This window comes from Actinoplanes sandaracinus, from assembly GCF_030009775.1.
Lineage (GTDB): Bacteria > Actinomycetota > Actinomycetes > Mycobacteriales > Micromonosporaceae > Actinoplanes > Actinoplanes sandaracinus.
Genome location: NZ_JASCTH010000041.1, coordinates 18552 through 35985 on the forward strand (window position 1 = coordinate 18552; position 17434 = coordinate 35985).

Annotated in this window: 13 protein-coding genes; 8 read left to right on the plus strand and 5 right to left on the minus strand. The window is 67.1% G+C overall.

What is annotated here, in order from left to right; all coding sequences use genetic code 11:
• The first annotated feature begins 284 nt into the window (after positions 1–284).
• The gene (locus QLQ12_RS41820) at positions 285–3866 is read left to right on the plus strand and encodes an immunoglobulin-like domain-containing protein (protein WP_282766612.1); all 3582 of its coding nucleotides are present in this window, start codon (positions 285–287) and stop codon (positions 3864–3866) included.
• Between the two features lie 87 nt (positions 3867–3953).
• Here the strand turns inward: QLQ12_RS41820 and QLQ12_RS41825 are convergent, their stop codons facing one another.
• The 3 genes from QLQ12_RS41825 to QLQ12_RS41835 all read right to left on the minus strand — a co-directional run bounded on the left by QLQ12_RS41825 (position 3954) and on the right by QLQ12_RS41835 (position 6305).
• Positions 3954–4631, minus strand: a complete 678-nt coding sequence (locus QLQ12_RS41825) for an RNA polymerase sigma factor (protein WP_282766613.1) — start codon at positions 4629–4631, stop codon at positions 3954–3956.
• Between the two features lie 170 nt (positions 4632–4801).
• Complete coding sequence (locus QLQ12_RS41830) at positions 4802–5335, minus strand: tyrosine-type recombinase/integrase (protein WP_282766614.1); 534 nt, start codon at positions 5333–5335, stop codon at positions 4802–4804.
• 301 nt (positions 5336–5636) lie between these two features.
• A complete protein-coding gene (locus QLQ12_RS41835) occupies positions 5637–6305 on the minus strand; it encodes a response regulator transcription factor (protein WP_282766615.1) in 669 nt (222 codons plus the stop codon).
• Positions 6306–6385: 80 nt separating this feature from the next.
• Between QLQ12_RS41835 and rfbB the strand changes: the two genes are divergently transcribed.
• Entirely contained in the window at positions 6386–7369 is a 984-nt protein-coding gene (gene rfbB / locus QLQ12_RS41840) for a dTDP-glucose 4,6-dehydratase (RefSeq protein ID WP_282766616.1), read from the plus strand.
• Between the two features lie 132 nt (positions 7370–7501).
• Here rfbB and QLQ12_RS41845 read toward each other — a convergent pair whose 3' ends face one another.
• Entirely contained in the window at positions 7502–8659 is a 1158-nt protein-coding gene (locus QLQ12_RS41845; RefSeq protein WP_282766617.1) for a histidine kinase, read from the minus strand.
• On the minus strand, positions 8656–9369 hold the full coding sequence (locus QLQ12_RS41850; RefSeq protein ID WP_456049095.1) for a YqeB family protein: 714 nt from the start codon (positions 9367–9369) through the stop codon (positions 8656–8658). Before QLQ12_RS41850 ends, QLQ12_RS41845 begins: the two co-directional genes overlap by 4 nt.
• Before the next feature lie 368 nt (positions 9370–9737).
• Here QLQ12_RS41850 and QLQ12_RS41855 point away from each other — a divergent pair, with 368 nt between their 5' ends.
• The 6 genes from QLQ12_RS41855 to QLQ12_RS41880 all read left to right on the plus strand — a co-directional run bounded on the left by QLQ12_RS41855 (position 9738) and on the right by QLQ12_RS41880 (position 17362).
• On the plus strand, positions 9738–10559 hold the full coding sequence (locus QLQ12_RS41855; RefSeq protein ID WP_282766619.1) for an ABC transporter ATP-binding protein: 822 nt from the start codon (positions 9738–9740) through the stop codon (positions 10557–10559).
• Positions 10559–13099 carry an ABC transporter permease gene (locus QLQ12_RS41860; RefSeq protein WP_282766620.1) on the plus strand — a complete coding sequence of 847 codons (2541 nt, stop codon included), beginning with the start codon at positions 10559–10561 and terminating at the stop codon, positions 13097–13099. The genes QLQ12_RS41855 and QLQ12_RS41860 overlap by 1 nt, the downstream gene beginning before the upstream one ends.
• Positions 13100–13313: 214 nt before the next feature.
• On the plus strand, positions 13314–15230 hold the full coding sequence (locus tag QLQ12_RS41865) for an AfsR/SARP family transcriptional regulator (RefSeq protein WP_282766621.1): 1917 nt from the start codon (positions 13314–13316) through the stop codon (positions 15228–15230).
• A 218-nt stretch (positions 15231–15448) separates the two neighbouring features.
• Positions 15449–15706, plus strand: a complete 258-nt coding sequence (locus QLQ12_RS41870) for a hypothetical protein (protein WP_282766622.1) — start codon at positions 15449–15451, stop codon at positions 15704–15706.
• 434 nt (positions 15707–16140) lie between these two features.
• Positions 16141–16719, plus strand: coding sequence for an LmbU family transcriptional regulator (locus QLQ12_RS41875; protein ID WP_282766662.1), 579 nt, complete (start codon positions 16141–16143; stop codon positions 16717–16719).
• 109 nt (positions 16720–16828) lie between these two features.
• Positions 16829–17362 (plus strand): PH domain-containing protein, encoded by a 534-nt coding sequence (locus tag QLQ12_RS41880; protein ID WP_282766623.1) that lies wholly within the window; start codon positions 16829–16831, stop codon positions 17360–17362.
• The last annotated feature ends 72 nt before the right edge of the window (positions 17363–17434 follow it).

The window sequence follows — 17434 nt, forward strand, 5'->3', positions numbered from 1 at the left end:
CAACATATTGACTACGCCAACTTGACTCCCGATGTGTTAGCGCTCACACTCTCTCTCACGTCGCCGATGCGTCCCTCGTTTGGCAGTCGCCACGGGGTCAGCCGGCCGACGGGCGAGTCCCGGTCCGGTCTCGCTAGATGCACTCTGACCACCACTTTCATCCCGGTGGCGCACGGGTTCGTCCCTCGTGTCCGCCGTTCCCCTCCCCTTCTGGCCGCTCGAAGGAATCAGTTATGCGAATACCTGTCCGGAATTCCGCGCCTAGGCGCCTGGCTAGCTGGTTCGTGCCGAGCACCACCGCGTTTCTGTTGTTCTCCTTAACAGTTCCCTCGCCCGCTCTGGCGGAGAATGCCGCGAACGCCAAGAACGCCGCGGAGATCACCGATGGCCTGGTGCTGCGGTACAAGCTGGACGAGAAGTCCGGCGCGACGGCCGTCGACTCCTCCGGCCACGACCGCAACGGAACGGTGGCCGGCACCGCGACCTGGACCGGCGGGGAGGGCCTGGCCTTCGACGGGTCCAGCACGTACGTCAAGGTCCCGAACAACATCATGTCCGGGCTGGACTCCATCTCGGTGTCGTTCGACGTGTTCGTCGACCCGGACCAGCCGACGCCGTACTTCCTGTATGGATTCGGCAACACGAGCGGCTCCACCGGCTACGGCGACGGATACCTGTTCACCACGGGGAACAGCTTCCGTACCGCGATCGCCACCGGGAACTGGTCCACCGAGCAGACCACCGGCCCCACCGCGGCGAAGGTCCTCGATCGCGGCTCGTGGAAGCACATCGCGTACACCCAGACCGGCACCACCGGGACGTTGTACGAGGACGGCACACCGATCGCCACGAACGCCTCGGTCACCATCAAGCCGGGTGCCATCGGCGCCGGGACGACGACGGCGAACTACATCGGCAAGTCCAACTACAACGGCGACCGGCTCCTCAAGGGCAAGATCAAAGACTTCCGGGTGTACGACCGGGCACTCGACGGGACCGAGCTGCGGACCCTGGCCGACCCGGTCGTATCCGCCGAACTCGCCGCCGACCGCGCCGCGCTGAGCCTGGGTGACACCTCCGCCCTGGCCGCCGATCTGAACCTGCCGGCCACCGCCCCGTTCGGATCCAAGCTCACCTGGGCGACCAGCGACGCGTCCGTGATCACCACGGCCGGCGTGGTGACCCGCCCGGAGTCCGGCAAGCCGGACGCCACCGCGACGCTCACCGCCACTCTCACCCGGGGCTCGCTGAGCGCCACGAAGTCCTTCACCGTCACCGTGCGGCCCCAGCTCGGCGCCGAGGACGCGGTGAAGGTGGCGGCCGCCGGGCTCTCCGTGCACAACATCGACGACGTCCGGGGCAACCTGACACTGCCGTCGAGCGGCGCCCACAACACGACCGTCACCTGGTCCTCGGACCGGCCGGAGATCATCGACGGCACCGGTGTCGTGCACCGCCCCGCCGCGGGCAAGGGCGCCGCGTCCGTCGCGCTGACCGCGACGGTGAAGGTGGGCCAGGCCTCGGCCACCCGGACGTTGACGGCCACGGTGCCCGAGCTTCCCCCGGCGCGGGCCAAGACCGGTTACCTGTTCAGCTACTTCACCGGCGAGGGGACCGCGGACGGCGAGCAGCTCTACTTCGGGGTGAGCAAGGCGAACGACCCGCTGTCCTACCGCGAGGTCAACAACGCCAAGCCGGTGCTGACCTCGACGCTGGGCACGAAGGGCCTGCGCGACCCGTTCATCATCCGCTCGCCGGAGGGCGACAAGTTCTATCAGATCGCCACCGACCTGAAGATCCACGGCAACGGCAACTGGGACGCCTCGCAGCGCACCGGCAGCAAGTCGATCATGGTGTGGGAGTCGACCGACCTGGTCAACTGGACCGACCAGCGTCTGGTCAAGGTCTCCCCGGACACCGCCGGCAACACCTGGGCGCCCGAGGCGTACTACGACCCCACCCTCGGTGCCTACGTGGTCTTCTGGGCCTCGAAGCTCTACGACGCGGCGGACACCGGCCACACCGGCGGCACCTACAACAAGATGATGTACGCCACCACCCGCGACTTCCACACCTTCAGCGAGGCGAAGGTCTGGGTGGACCCCGGGTACTCGGTGATCGACTCCACGATGATCGACCACAACGGGACCTACTACCGGTTCACCAAGGACGAGCGGAACAACTCCTCGACCTCCCCGTGCAGCAAGTTCATCATCGAGGAGAAGTCGACCTCGATCCTCAGCACCGACTACAGCTTCGTCAAGGACTGCATCGGCGCCGGCGGCGTCAGCGCCGGCGAGGGACCGCTGGTGTTCAAGTCGAACACCGAGGACCGCTGGTACCTGTTCGTCGACGAGTACGGCGGCCAGGGCTACGTGCCGTTCACCTCGACCGACCTGGAAGCCGGCCAGTGGACCAAGGCCCCCTCGTACTCGCTGCCGAAGCGGCCCCGGCACGGCACCGTCCTGCCGGTGACCCAGGAGGAGTACGACCGCCTGCTCACCACCTACCAGCCGAACCTGCTGGTCACCGGCGTGGACCAGCTCTCGCTGACCACCCCGGTGGGCACCGCGCCGACCCTCCCCGGACAGGCCACCGCCAAGTACGCGGACGGCTCGTCGTCGAGTGTCGCGGTGAAGTGGGACGCCGTTCCGGCGTCCGCGTACGCCAAGCCCGGAAGGTTCACGGTCTCCGGTGTCATCACCGAGAGCCAGAACGTCAAGGCCACCGCGGTGGTGACCGTCCCCGACGCGGGCGCGCCGACGGTGAGCGCCACCGTCACGCCCGCCGAGCCGGCCAGCGGATGGTTCACGGGCCCGGCGACGGTCACGGTGACCGCCGGCGACGCGGTGGATGGTCCGCTGGTCCCCCAGGTCCGGGTCACCCGCTCCGGCGAGCCGGCCGGCGCGTGGACCGACCAGCCCCAGCCGCTCACGATCGACCGGGACGGCATCCACCTGATCGAGTACGTCGCCACCGACGCCGCGGGCAACAGTTCCGGCATCGGCTCGCTGACGGTCCGGGTCGACGGCACGGCTCCGGTGTCGCAGGCGACGGTGGACGCCAAGGGCCGCACCGTGGTCCTGCGGTCGGCCGACAACGACTCGGGCGTCAACCTGGTCCAGTACTCGCGGGACGGCGGTGCGACCTGGCAGACGTACACCGTGCCGCTGACCGCCGGCCAGGCGGAGACGACGGTGCTCTACCGAGCGGTCGACGTCGCCGGAAACGTCGAGACGGCCAACCGGGCGGTCCTGCCGGCGGTCGGTGTGGTGCTCGCTCCGAGCTCGACCAAGGCGTCACTGGTCTCGGCGAAGGTGTCGTACGGCACGGCTGCGGCGGTGCGGGTGACGGTCAGCGGTGGCCTCCAGGCGAAGCCGTCCGGCACCGTGCGGGTGCTGCTCGGTTCCACCGCCGTCGGCTCCGGCGTCCTCTCCGGCGGCAAGGCCACCATCAAGCTGGCCAAGAACATCGGTGTCGGGACCAGGAAGCTGCGGGTCGTCTACGCCGGCGACGACCGGTACACCGGCTCCGCGGCGGATCTGACGCTGAAGGTGGTCACCGCCTCGTCGAAGACCACGGTGACGGCGAAGCCGAGCACGGTCCGGGCCGGCAAGACGGTGCGCCTCACCGTGAAGGTCGCCGCCGCCTCCGGTGTCAAGCCGTCCGGCACGGTGCAGATCGTCGTGGCCCGCGGTAACACCAAGATCGTGCGTACGGTGCGCCTGACCGCCAACGGCACCGCCGTCGTCGATCTGCGCTCCCTCGGCCGGACCGGCACCTACAAGATCACGGCGCAGTACCGCGGTTCGAGCACCGTGACCGGATCGACCAGCTCAGTGATCAAGGTCAAGGTGGTCCGCTGACCAGCGACCGCCACTGACCGCCACTGACGGCCGCGGAGTCCTTTCGAGGGCTCCGCGGCCGCACTGTCTCCCCGGTCGGATTCGAGGTCAGGAGCCGGCGAGAAGGTACGCCCGAACCTGCCCCCGAGCCTGATGGATCCGCGACTTCACGGTGCCTTCCGGAATCGCCAGGTGCCTGGCGATCTCCTTGTAGTCGAGCTGGCAGATGTCTCGCAGCACCATCGGCGCCACCAGCTCGGGCCGGCTGGCTTCCAGCCGTTTTAGGGCGTCCAGCAGGTCCAGCCGTGATCCGGCGATCACGCTGGTGGTGCGGGCGTCCGGCGTGTCCACCGGCATGTCGGCGTAACCCTGTTCAGCGGCCCGCCGCTTGAGGCCCCGGTAGGTCTGCCGCGCCCCGTTGGCGATGACCACGTGCAACCAGGTGCTGAACCTGGACCGCCCCTGAAAGCCAGCGATGTTCCGCGCCACCTGCATGAGCACGTCCTGGCAGGCTTCTAAGGAGCCGACCGGCCCGGAGGCGGCGAGACGGATCACCGGCGAGACGGCTGAGCTGTGGGTATTGACCTGCCGCTCGTCGTGGCGGCACTGCAGCGCGTACTGCGGCTCAAGCTTCAGCTGCCGTTTGGCCTGCAGCGGACGGAAGTCGAAGCGGTCGTCGCCGGCGGCCTCGCGGCGCCGTGCGAACTCCTCGATGTCGGGGCTGCCGACGGCATACCAGCGGGACTTGTGGTTGTGGCAGAACGGCGATTTCCCCTGCGCCCACAAGGTGCAGAACGACAGGCGGCAAGTTCGGCAGCCGCTGTCGGCAACGGCCGGAAGACCGGTGATCCAGTTCTTCTTCTCGGGCTCGCCCGCTCGTTCCCAGAAGCCGTGATGGCTCGCGCACAGCCCTTGGCGGGCAGCACCGTAGCGGCAGCCCGGGATACCACAGGCCGTCAGTTCGGTCCGCCCGACCGGGCCGGGGCCTGGATCGGCGATGAACGCCTCGATGTCCGGGCCGCGTAGGTCAGCGGGCGCCCGTAGGAACCGCCCCACAGGTTGACGAACATGTAGTCGCTGTCCAGGTCCCCGTACTCGGCGTGCAGGTAGTCCGCGTAGAGCCGGACGATCTCGGGGCCGACCGGGACCGCGCGGGGCGAGGCGGACTTGGCCCGGGCCCGGTTGTCGTTGACGCGGGGTATGACCGCCAGCTCGCCTTTCACTGCCGCCAGGTCCTCGTGACGCAGTCCGAGTGCTTCACCGATCCGGATCCCGGTATCCCACAACACCGCGAACAGGAATCGGTCGCGCAGCCGGGTACATGCGTCCAGGATCGCCTGGACCTGGACGGCGGTCAGGATCGTCGGGTGAGTGCGGGGCGCCTTCAGCTTGATCGTCCGGCGGCGCTCGGGTTGACCGCCGTCGAGGTGATAGAGGAAGGGCTTCCAGCCCGTGCGACGGGCACGGATTGGCTGCAGTTCGGTGACCAAATCGCCCTCATCCCACTGGCGGGAGGGTATTCATCGCCGGCAACGACAGCAGCAGCACCGCGGGAGTCGCCGGAGTGACCTGACTCGACACCCGCGCGGCATATCAGCCGGACCTGGGGCGTTGCGGGCTCGTGACATCCACATGGATGGACCCGCCGCGTCGTTCGCACACCACGGTGGCAGACTGAAGCCTTTGACCTGGGGATCCTTGGTGAAGAGCCCAGCAGATCCTGGACCGTCAACCAAGGTTTGGGTCCTCGCCGCGAACATCGCCGCCGGTAACACTCACACCGGGCAGCGGTCAGTTCCTCGCCTCGTGGACCAGGATGGCGATCTGGACGCGGTTGACGCAGTCCAGCTTGGTCAACAGTTGAGACACGCATGCCTTGACCGTGGCCAAGCTCATGTGCAGCTCGCTGCCGATCTCCGCATTGGAACGGCCCTTGCTGATAGCGATGGCGACCTCGCGTTCCCGGTCGTTGAGGGCGTCGAGGGCGGCCCGGGACCGGTCTGAGCGCTTGGCCTTCTCATCCTGGCCCCCGGTGCGCACGACGTGCTCGATGAGGCGGTTGATGACGCTGGCGGAGAGCATCGACTCGCCGGCCGCGACGCGGCGGACAGAGTCCAGGATCTGCCGGGGCGGGGTGTCCTTGAGCAGAAAGCCGTTGGCGCCCAAACGAAGCGCACGCAATACGTACTCGTCCGTATCGAAGGTCGTCAGTACGATAATGGCGCAGTCGTCGCCACGGGCCCGGAGCGCCTCGGTGGCGGTGAGCCCGTCCATGCCGGGCATTCGGATGTCCATCAGGACGACATCGGGCCGCAACCGCTGCACGATGTCGACGGCTTGCGCGCCGTCGGACGCCTCGCTTACGACCTCGACGTCGTCGGCGACGCTGAGGAGCAACGACAGTCCGACTCGAACCAAGGGATCATCATCGACGAGCAGGACACGAATGATGTCAGCCATGCGTCCAGACTTCCAGACGCCGGCACACTCCGATTCGGAGGGCTCCACGCGGCTGGTGATGCTGCTACAGTCCGCAACCCATGAGAATCTTGGTCACTGGCGGCGCCGGATTCATCGGTTCGCACTTTGTTCGCGCAGCACTCAACAATTCCTACGCCGCACTCCAGGACATCGAGATCACTGTTCTGGACAAATTGACATACTGCGGCAACAAAGCCAATCTCGATCCCGTCGCGCACGACGCCCGGTTGCGGTTCGTGACCGGCGACATCTGCGATCCGGTTCTGGTGGATGACCTGGTCCGGCGACACGATGCTGTGGTGCACTTCGCCGCGGAGACCCACGTGGATCGGTCGATCCACGGCGGCGACGAGTTCGTCCGGACGAACATGCTGGGCACGCAGGTGCTGCTGGACGCCGCGGTCCGGCATGGCGTGGAGCGATTCGTACACGTCTCGACCGACGAGGTTTACGGCTCCATCGACGTCGGCTCCTGGGATGAGTCATTCCCGCTCAACCCCAGTTCGCCGTATTCGGCGGCGAAGGCCGGCTCGGATCATCTGGCGCTGGCGTACCACCGCACTCATGGCCTGCCGGTACTGGTGACCCGCTGCTCGAACAACTATGGGCCGTACCAGTTTCCGGAGAAGGTGATCCCGCTGTTCGTGACGAACCTGCTCGACGGCCGCACGGTGCCGCTGTACGGGGACGGCGGCAACATCCGGGACTGGCTGCACGTCGACGATCACTGCCGGGGAATCGCGCTGGTGCTGGCCGGGGGCCGGGCGGGCGAGGTTTACCACATCGGCGGCGGCTTGGAACTGGACAACAAGGAGCTGACGGCGCGGTTGCTGGAGGCCTGCGGGGCCGGCTGGGATCGAGTCGAGTACGTCGAGGATCGCAAGGGCCACGATCGCCGATACTCGCTGGACCACTCGAAGATCAGCCGGGAGCTCGGTTACGCGCCTCTGATCAGCTTCGATGCCGGCGTCGCGCAGACGATCGAGTGGTACCGCGACAACCGCACCTGGTGGGAACCGTTGCGCGAGCGTGCCGGGCGCTGACGCACCCGCGCATGTCACGCCGGCGGGACGAGTCCCGGCACGACAGGTGTAACGCTCCCGGTTGCCACCAGGGGTGTCCCACGGGGTGCTGACTGAGGCCCGCAGCGAGGTGACGCACCCCAACGGGCCAGGTCAGATCGGCCAGGGCAGCCAGGCGTTGAGGTGAAATTCGATCTCTCCGCCGGGGCCGCGGCGGGCACCGTGGTCAAGGTGCCCGCCGGCGAGGTTGACCCGTTCCGCGATGCCGACCAGCCCGGCGTGGCTGCCCGGAATCGACGTACCCGGGCCCCTCACCAACCGGTTACACACCCAGACATGCAACTCGCCGGCGTCGGTCCGCTCGACGCGGATCCGGACCATCGCGCCGGGCGCGTGCTTGCGGGCGTTCGTCAGCCCTTCCTGCACGATCCGGTATGCGGTCCGGCCGACCGAGGCCGGCGCCGCCGTCTCAGGCAGCAGCCGCTCGAACGTCACCGGGGTGCCGGTGGAGCGTGACTCAGCGACGAGTTCATCTAGGTCTCCCAGGCCAGGTTGCGGCCGCAGCCCGGCGGAGTCACCACCGCGCAGGACACCGAGGACCTCCCGAAGATCGTCCAGGGCCTGGTGTGCACTTGCCCGGATGGTGCCGACCGCCTCGGTGACGTCGGTGGACAGGTCCGGCCGAATCTCCAACGCGCCGGCGTGGAGGCTGAGTAGGGAAATGCGGTGGGCAAGGACATCGTGCATCTCACGGGCGATCCGTTCCCGCTCCAGCGCCCGCAGTTGTTCGGCCTGGGCCTCGGCTTCCGTCTCCGCCAAGATCGCTAGATCGTGCAATGCCGCGATCCGCCCGCGCCGGTACCGAACCGTCACCCCGAGTGCCACGATGATCGCCAGTAATGCGATGTTCAGGGCGTTGGCCCCGACCACTGTCAGGTCAGGGCTTCGCTTGGTGATCGAGTACGGCACGTACGCCACGACGTGCAGGCCGGCTACCGCGAGCGCCACCGGCCAACGCCGGTAGACGGCCACGGTGAAGACGGCTACCAACACCGCGACGCCCGCGAAATCCGCCACCGCCAGCAGCGGTGCCAGCCCGACTGCAATGGGTACGGGATAGCGCCGGCGCCACCACAGGGCGATGCAGCCAACCCCGGTCAGCGTCAGCACCCAGAAGAGCAGCCGCCCGGTGATTACGCCGCGGCTTTCCGCCTCGTCAGCTGCCGAGACGGCAACCGTGGCCGAGACAAGGACCCAGCAGAGGTCCAGGACGCGGGCACGGACCGCGTCGAGTCGTACCGTCCTTGTCATGAGCGGACGAGCGGGCGCCAGTACTGGCGGGCACCCGCGTCACGGACACTGAAGCCCAGGTTCTGCGCCGCCGTCCGCAGCTCCCGGATCTCCTTGGTGGCCTTCCGGCGCAATGCCGCCTCCCGGGCCTGCAGCACGGCGTTGAGCGCCGGTGGCAGGTTGGCGGCTCCAGACCAGCGGCGGTACAACTCCGCGTACGGGTCGCCGTCGTGCCAGGGGTACCCGTGCGCCTGGAACGCCAGGGCCAGGGTCGCACCGGACGTCCGGTGCCGTTCACAGATCAGCTGCCGTGAGTCCCGGTCCAGTAGGACGATGTTGCGGCCGTCGACGAAGGCGGCGTGCACGTCGGCGCGCGCGACGTCCTGGTGCCAGTCCCCCTGCTGAACCCGCACACCGGCGTCGGTGATGGTCACCTTCGTCGACTCGCGGAGCACCCAGAAAACGACGGCCAGCCCCAACCCGAGCCAGAGGATCAGGTTGACGGCGACTTCCCATGGCTGGTCCACGGCGGCGACGGTGATGAAGATCGGCCGCATCGGCAGTGGGCCGGAGCGCGCCACCGCCCACCGGGCCAGCGACGGAATCAGGCAACCGAAAAGGAGGACGCTGGGGAGCGTCACGAGGGCAAGGATCAGCCGGTCGAGCACGGGGAGCCCGACAACGGTCGGCCTGCTGCCGTGAGTCTCTACCGGTTCTTCGCTCACCAGCACTTCACTCCGGTTGCGTCAAGGGCTGCCGCTTGGCCGCATCGAGTACCGAGGATAGACGTCGTGTGACGCACCGAGAAGCCGCTGTAGTAGAAGAGCGGACGACCCAAAGTCGACGGTACGCGGTTTCGGGTTCCGGGTTCGTCGACCTTCGGCTAGAAGCACTCGAACCTTGGTCTAAGAATCGCCTCACCGGCCCATTCGCGCTCGCTAGCTCAGTTCCGTTGGTAGACACTCTGTGGACGTGCACGCGGTCCACCCACAACAAGCTCAAGTCCCTTTAGCCCATTCCCATTGCGCGGGGACGGGCGCATCCGAGCGCAGCGGGGAACAGCGCCTCCCGACCACCACGTAACGCCAAGGAGTCAGCTATGAGCAGAGCCCTAGGGCTGGTCGACGACGTCGAGGACGGCATCCCCGGGGACGCCGCCGCCCGTGCGGAGGGCGTCTCCAAGATTTATGGCACCGGCGGCGGCATGGTGAAGGCCCTCGACAACGTCACCCTCAGCATCCCGCGCGGCGGGTTCACCGGCATCATGGGCCCGTCCGGTTCGGGAAAGTCGACGTTGATGCACTGTCTCGCCGGACTGGATCAGGTGGACCAGGGCAAGATATACGTCGGCGACGTCGAGTTGACCGGCCTGCGCGAGAAGGATCTCACCCGGCTTCGCCGTGACCGGATCGGCTTCATCTTCCAGTCGTTCAACCTGATTCCGACGCTGACCGCGCTCGAGAACATCACGCTGCCGATGGACATCGCCGGCCGCAAACCCGACAAGGAATGGCTCGACACCGTCATCGACACCGTCCGGCTGCGGGACCGGCTGCACCACCGCCCGAGCGAGCTCTCAGGCGGCCAGCAGCAACGGGTGGCTTGCGCCCGCGCCCTGGCCAGCAGGCCGGATGTGATCTTCGCTGACGAGCCGACCGGCAACCTGGACTCAAGCTCGGGTACCGAGGTGCTCAGCTTCCTGAAGGAGTCCGTGCGCATCACCGGCCAGACCATCGTCATGGTGACGCACGACCCCACCGCTGCCGGGTACACCGACAACGTGATCTTCCTGACCGACGGCCAGCTTGTCGACAGGATGAAGGACCCGACTCCGGCGAAGGTGCTGGAGCGGATGAAGAACTTCGAGCCGCCGGCCCCCGCCGCGCAGGCCGGCACCCCACAGCAGGGGGCGGGCCGATGATGACCAAGCTCGCGCTGCGAAGTCTCGCGGCGCACAAGCTTCGCCTGGTGTTCACGGCCATGGCCGTGACCCTCGGGGTGGCGTTCGTGGCCGGCACGATGATCTTCAGAGCCACGGCGACCCAAGGTTTCGACACACTGCTCAAGCAGATGACTAGCCTGGCTGACGTAACGGTCGAGCCGAAACGGCAATTCACCACGGAGAACGCCCCGCCGCGGCTGATCCCCCACGCGGTGCTCACCGATCTGCAGCAGAAGGTGCCGGACGCCTCGGGCATCCGCGGGGCGGTGGACGGGTACGCGGCGGTTCTCACGTCATCCGGCCAGGTAGTGGGCGGCGAATCGACAGGACACGTGGGCATCACGTTCGCCGAGCGGCCTGGTTCGCAGCTGAAGATCACCACCGGAAAGGCCCCGACCGGCCCGGAGGAGGTCGCCGTCGAGGGCCGGACGGCCGCTGACGGTGCACTGTCGGTCGGCGACACGGTCGAGGTTCAGACTCTCTTTGAGACCCGGAAGATGAAGGTCAGCGGCCTGTTCGACCTTGAGCAGAAGGGCTTCAGCGGGGTCTTCACGTTTGTCGCGTTCGCCCCCGACGTCGCGCAGAAGCTGCTGACCGGCACCGACCCGGGCGGGCCCAAGGAATACTCGGCGATCTACGTCCGGTCCAAGCCCGAGGTGACTCAGGCGCAGCTCGCCGCCCAGGTGCGGGCAGTACTGCCGCCCGAGTACGACGTCAAGGCCGGCGACGATCTGGCCGCAGAGACCAAGAAGGAGATCGACGAGCTGTTTGACCTGCTCAACCGAATCCTGCTCGTCTTCGCCGTGATCTCGATCCTGGTCGGCACGTTCATCATCTTCAACACCTTCACCATGCTGCTCGCACAGCGAACTCGCGAGCTGGCGCTGCTCCGGGCGGTCGGCGCGAGTCGCGGCCAGCTGACTCGGGTGGTGCTGGGCGAGGCCGCCGCGATCGGCGTCCTGGGTTCGACCCTGGGCCTACTCGGTGGCATCGGGGTGTCGTACGGGCTGCGCGCCCTTGTCGCCCGCTTCGGCGCCCAGCTGCCGGCGAGCGCGCCGGTGATCAGCCCCCGGACGATCATCACCGCATACGCGGTCGGCATCGTCGTCACCGTTCTCGCGGCATACTTCCCGGCCCGCCGGGCCACCAAGATCCCGCCGGTGGCGGCGCTGCGCGACGACGTGTCGCTGCCGCGCAAGTCGCTACGGGTTCGGCTGATCATCGGCCTCGTCATGGCGGCCGGTACCGGCTTGGCACTGGCCGGCAGCCTGTCCGCGGAAGGCGAGGAGGCCGGCGCGCTCGTCGCGGTCGGCGGTGTGCTGGCGTTCATCACGGCCTTCATGCTCAGTCCTGCGCTGAGCCGGCCGGTCATCCGGGTACTCGGCGCACCGATCACTTGGATCACCGGGATAACCGGCCGGTTGAGCCAGGAGAACGCGCGGCGCGACCCCCGCCGGACTGCGGCGACGGCGTCCGCCTTGATGATCGGCCTGTCGCTGGTTTCGATGGCAACGGTCGTGGCGAGCTCGATGAACGCATCAGCGGACCGGCGGCTCGACCGGGAGTTCGGCGCGGAGTTCTCAATGGAGCCGCGCTCGCTGGCCGGCTTCAGCACGGACGCCGTCGCCAAGGTCGAAGCCGTGTCGGGAGTGCGCAGCGTGACACCGGTGCAGGTGGGCACGATCCGGATCACCGGCAAGGAGGAACCCGTCGTGGTCGCCGATCCGGCCGGGCTGGCTGTACCGGCCCGGCTGAAGCTGGAGGAGGGCAACGCGACGCTGGGTACCGACGAACTGCTCGTCGGACGTACGCGAGCCACCGAGCGGGGTTGGCAGCTGGGTAGCACTGTCGCTGTGCAGTACCCCGACGGTAAGGACGCCACGGTGAAGGTGGTCGGCATCTTCAAGGACAACGCTGTCGTCACCCAGTCGTACATCATGAGCCCGGCAAGCTACCGCGCACATGCCTCGGGCAATCTGATCCAGCGGGCGTTCATCGACCTGGAGGACGAGAACCTGACAACGGCGACCGCCGCGGTGAAGTCCGCACTCGCCGGGTTCCCGAGCGTCCAACTCAAGGATCGGCAGGATGCCAAGAAGGACGCCCGCGAGGACGTCGACCGAGTGTTGAACATCATCATGGCCCTCCTCGCGCTGTCCATTGTCATCGCCGCGATGGGGATCGTGAATACGCTCGGCCTGTCCGTGCTCGAACGGACGCGTGAGATCGGCCTGCTCCGGGCGGTCGGGATGGGCCGCGGCCAGGTCCGCTCGATGATCCGTTTCGAGGCTGTGTGCATCGCGCTGTTCGGCGCGACGCTGGGGCTGGGCCTCGGCGTCGGCATCGGCGCCGCGCTGCAACGGGCGATGTCGGAGAACGGCATCGAAGTGCTCGACATCCCGCTGGACCGGCTCGGGATTTACCTGCTCAGCGCGGTTGCGATCGGGGTTGTCGCGGCGATTTGGCCGGCCTGGCGAGCGACCCGGATGAATATCTTGGAGTCCATCCGGCAGGCTTGAGATCCGCACCGAGGCCGCGGCGGGAGCACCCCGCCGCGGCCTCGGCCGTCCAGGAGCACCGGCGGGTCGCTCTCAAGCCTCACAACACAGCCAAATAGCATGCAAAGCCTGAAATACATGAATCAGGCACCCTCCTGAAGCCCCCCTCGCTGAGCAAAGTGTTGCTAGGCTCGGCCAGGCTTGGCGCAGAGCAGAGCAGAGGGAGGGCGCACTGGTGGCTGGCGCGCAGGCACGACTTCTCGGGCCGGTCACAGCCTTCATCGACGACGAACAGATTGATCTGGGCGCCCCTCGACAGCTGGCCGTCTTCGCCACTCTCGCGGCCCATCCCGCCCAGGTCGTCGACCGCGAACAGCTGGTCAACGCAGTGTGGGGCAACGACGCACCCACCACGGTGATGAACAGCATCTACACGTACGTCGCACGGTTGCGGAATCGACTGGAACCGCTCCGGTCGCACCGGGCCCCATCCGAGCTACTGGCTTCCGACGGCTCGGGCTACATGCTGCAGATCCCAGCCAAACAGATTGACAGTCATCTGTTCGTTGAACATCTCGCCGACGCTCGGACGCTGCAGCGCGGCGCCGAGCTAGAGGCCGCAGTGGCCAAACTCGACCGTGGCCTCGCGCTCTGGCGTGGTACCGCGTACGGCGGGGCGGTCGGCCCGTTCGCCGAGGCGGAGCGAACCCGGCTCGCCGAGCTCCGGCTGGTCGCCCTGGAGGACCGCGCCGAGCTGCTGCTCGAATTGGACCACCCGGACATGGTGTCGGGCGACCTGGTCGGCCTGGTCCGCCGGCATCCGCTCCGCGAGCGGCTGTGGTACCTCCTAATGCGTTGTCATGTTCAGCTGGGCCGGCACGCCGAGGCGGTCAAGGAGTACAACGAGCTGCGCCGGTTGCTCGCCGATGAACTCGGCGTCGATCCCAGCGAACGGCTGCAACGCCTCTATGGGGAGATCCTGCGCGGCATCCCTGCGCGGGGCCGGGACGACCGGGCCGGCGGCACGGACCGCGCGCAGCCCGTACCTCTGGCCCAACTTGCCCGCGAGGTCCCCGGCTTCACCGGGCGCATTGGCGAGCTGCACGACCTGCACGCGCAGGTCAGAGATGCCGAGACGGCCGGCGAGTCGGCAGCGGTCATGCTTACCGGACCCCCTGGCGGCGGCAAGACGGCACTTGCCGTCCGGTTCGCCCACGCCATCGCCGACCGATACCCGGACGGCCAGCTACAGCTGGACCTGCGCGGATTCGCCGCGACCGATCCGATGTCAACGGCCGAGGCACTCGAACATCTCGTCGCGGCGCTCGGCGGGCCGAGCACGTCGACGCGGGATGTCGAACGCCAGAGCGCCGTATACCGCAGCCTGATCGCCGGCCGGCGGATGCTGATCCTGTTGGACAACGCTGTGTCGGCGCAACAGGTCCGCCCGCTACTGCCCGGCGACTCGTCCTGCCTGGTGATCGTGACGAGTCGCAACCGGCTGGCCGGGCTTACCGCGCGGGACGGCGTCAGACGCATCGCGGTGGAACCGCTGCCCTACCACGACGCGAAGCGCTTGTTCACCCGCGCGGTGGGGCAATCGGTGGGACCGTGGACGCAGCCGGCCGTGTGGCAGCTGATGGACGCGTGCGGTGGCCTACCGCTGGCGCTGCGGATCGCGGCAGCGCTGATCACCGAGGCACCATCGGCAACAGATGTGATCACCCAATTCACCGAAAATGACCTGCTGGACAGCCTGCATGTCGCAGGCGACACGGAGGCATCGCTCAGTTCGGTGTTCGAGTGGTCCTACCGCGCCCTGGACAACGATGGCGCGCAGATGTTCCGGTCCCTCGCCCTGCTCGACAACAGCATCTTCACCCTGGCCGATGCGGCGGCATCGAGCGGGTACTCCAACTGCCACGCTCGGAAGCTGCTGTCCGCGCTGGTAAACGCGAGCCTGGTACGGGAACTCGGTCAGAACAGGTTCCAGATGGACAAGCTGATTTTCGCCTACGCCCGGCAGCTACAGAGGTTGAACGGTCGAGTTGATCCCATGCCGCTTCGGCGTGTCGTCGGTCGAACGCCGATCGAAACCGCCTCGACTCGAGGTTGCCCCGCCGGCGTCCCCTATTCAGAGGGAAACAGCTGATCGAGGACGATAGATGAAAGACGCGCCTGACCCGCAATGATGTGAGTGTCCGGGTCGTATCCACAGTAGGATCAGGTGCGCCTTTCTGGTGGAGTACGAGTAGCGGCTGGTCATCGCCTCGGGCGGGAAAGGGCTGGCCGGCTATGCCGGTGCGGTCCTGCTGCGGCAGTGCGCGGACCGGGCCGGCCCGACCAGCGGATAGAACAAGGTTCTTACCGGTGACGGTGCGTAACACGTCGGGGACCCGTCAACCAGCACACCGTCGCAGCCGGCCCGTTCAAGCCGGTCGCCTGAACAACACCGCCGCCACCGCGACCGGCAGCGGCAACGCCTACGGCCAGTCCTCGATCAACTTTCACACAAAGAAGATCTATCGGATCCAGGCCGCCGCGCCCAATCAGGACACCCGGCGCCGGCCGCAGCCGCCCACCGGAATCACTTACCGTGAAGTCAACGGGCGTCAACTTATTTATTGAACGATCCCTCCCTGCGGGCACCGGTCCCGCCGTTATCGGGACTCTGCGTAACGCCACGATCGGCGCCACCAACATCGCCCGCGCCCTCCGTCGCGCCGACCGCCGACCGCCGACCTGATCACCGCCGTAACCAGCAGATATCCGACAAACAATGACCCCTGAGTAAACTCGAAACAAGGCGGCGGTCAATACCCGAACCTCCGGGCCTTTCAAACCATCTGATAGCGGGCATCTAGGCGATGTGTAGCGACGATCCACTGCAGAGCTGGCATCATCTGTCTCGGCAAGCGCACTTCGGGGGAAGGACTTTGGCGTTGACCAGCAATGACTTACTAAAATCACCGGGCAGGCACGGCCCACTCCAGCCCGGAACGGCCCTCACGACATCGGCCACCAGAACTTCGGCCGGGCCCGCAGCCGTCAACCGGCTAGGAATTGATAACCGCGCGGTAACCAAACGAACCGCTCTCAGCATTCCACAAGGAATGCCGATCGGAGCATGGCGGAATCTGGGACGTCAGATCTTCGTCATCTCCGACGCCTCGGCATGGTGGCTCGGTGACTGGCTGATCTACGGGCAAGCGGCTTACCCGAACCGGTACAAGCACGCGATCGCCGAGACGGCGCTGGACTATCAGACGCTGCGCAACTACGCCTGGATAGCACGGCGCTTCGCCGCCCACCGGCGCCGCGAGAAGTTGAGCTTCCAACACCACGCGGAGGTCGCGAGCCTGCCGGAGGATGAGCAGGACGCATTGCTGACGCAGGCTGACCTGCACAACTGGTCGAGGAACGAGCTCCGGCGCCGGATTCAGCAGCGTCGACGCGGAGTGAACGTCTCAGCCGAGGTCATCCACTTGCAGATGGACCTCGTCCCAAGCCAGAAGGATCGTTGGCAGGAGGCTGCCAAGCATGTCGACAAGGACCTTCTCGACTGGATCAGGTCTATCCTTGATCACGCCGCGGCGACCATACTCGAAACGGACGAGGCGCCCCGGCAAATGACCGCATGAGAACGCCAGCCGGCCCCTGAACGAAGGGCCGGCTGGCGCCTTTTCATGGTCCGGTTTCCAGAAGAGTGCCACGATGACCCAGGCGGCTCAACTAGTGCAGAATCACAGAATGACCGATTCACCATCTCCGCTGTCCGCCCAACCGGCCGAGACGGCGCCACTTCAGCTCCGCCCGCCCAGATTCAGGGTTGAAAGGCGGGCGATCACGCTGTGGACCCTACACGCGGTGATCGGGATGATCGTCGTTGAGGGCGGGCTTTTTCTGACCTACGTGCTGTGGTCGGCGTCCCGGCCGTGGCTCACCCCAATCCTGTGGATTCTCGGCGTAATCTATGTAGTGAATATCACCGTGATGCCGACCTGGCGGTACTACGTGCACCGCTGGGAAACCACTGATGAGGCGGTCTATTCGCTTAAAGGCTGGCTGACTCGCGAATGGCGGATCACCCCGCTCTCGCGCATCCAGAGCATCGACACCGTCAAAGGTCCGCTGCAACAGATCCTCAAGCTGGCAACAGTGAAGGTGACCACGGCGTCCCGAGAGGGCGGCATCACCCTGGACGGACTCGACGCCGAGGTCGCCGCCGAGCTGACCCAGCGGCTCACCCACATCACCCAGATCACGCCTGGAGACGCCACGTGAGCGCCGGCGGGCGAGCGAACGCCGGCGAAGCACCGCCGGAAGGCGTCGCGGCGCTACCGGCGGAACCGCCTT

Excerpts from the sequence above, each read along its gene's own strand:
- QLQ12_RS41835 (WP_282766615.1), bottom strand. The coding sequence starts at position 6,305 with ATGGCTGACATCATTCGTGTCCTGCTCGTCGATGATGATCCCTTGGTT.
- rfbB (WP_282766616.1), top strand. The coding sequence starts at position 6,386 with ATGAGAATCTTGGTCACTGGCGGCGCCGGATTCATCGGTTCGCACTTT.
- QLQ12_RS41845 (WP_282766617.1), bottom strand. The coding sequence starts at position 8,659 with ATGACAAGGACGGTACGACTCGACGCGGTCCGTGCCCGCGTCCTGGAC.
- QLQ12_RS41855 (WP_282766619.1), top strand. The coding sequence starts at position 9,738 with ATGAGCAGAGCCCTAGGGCTGGTCGACGACGTCGAGGACGGCATCCCC.
- QLQ12_RS41860 (WP_282766620.1), top strand. The coding sequence starts at position 10,559 with ATGACCAAGCTCGCGCTGCGAAGTCTCGCGGCGCACAAGCTTCGCCTG.
- QLQ12_RS41880 (WP_282766623.1), top strand. The coding sequence starts at position 16,829 with ATGACCGATTCACCATCTCCGCTGTCCGCCCAACCGGCCGAGACGGCG.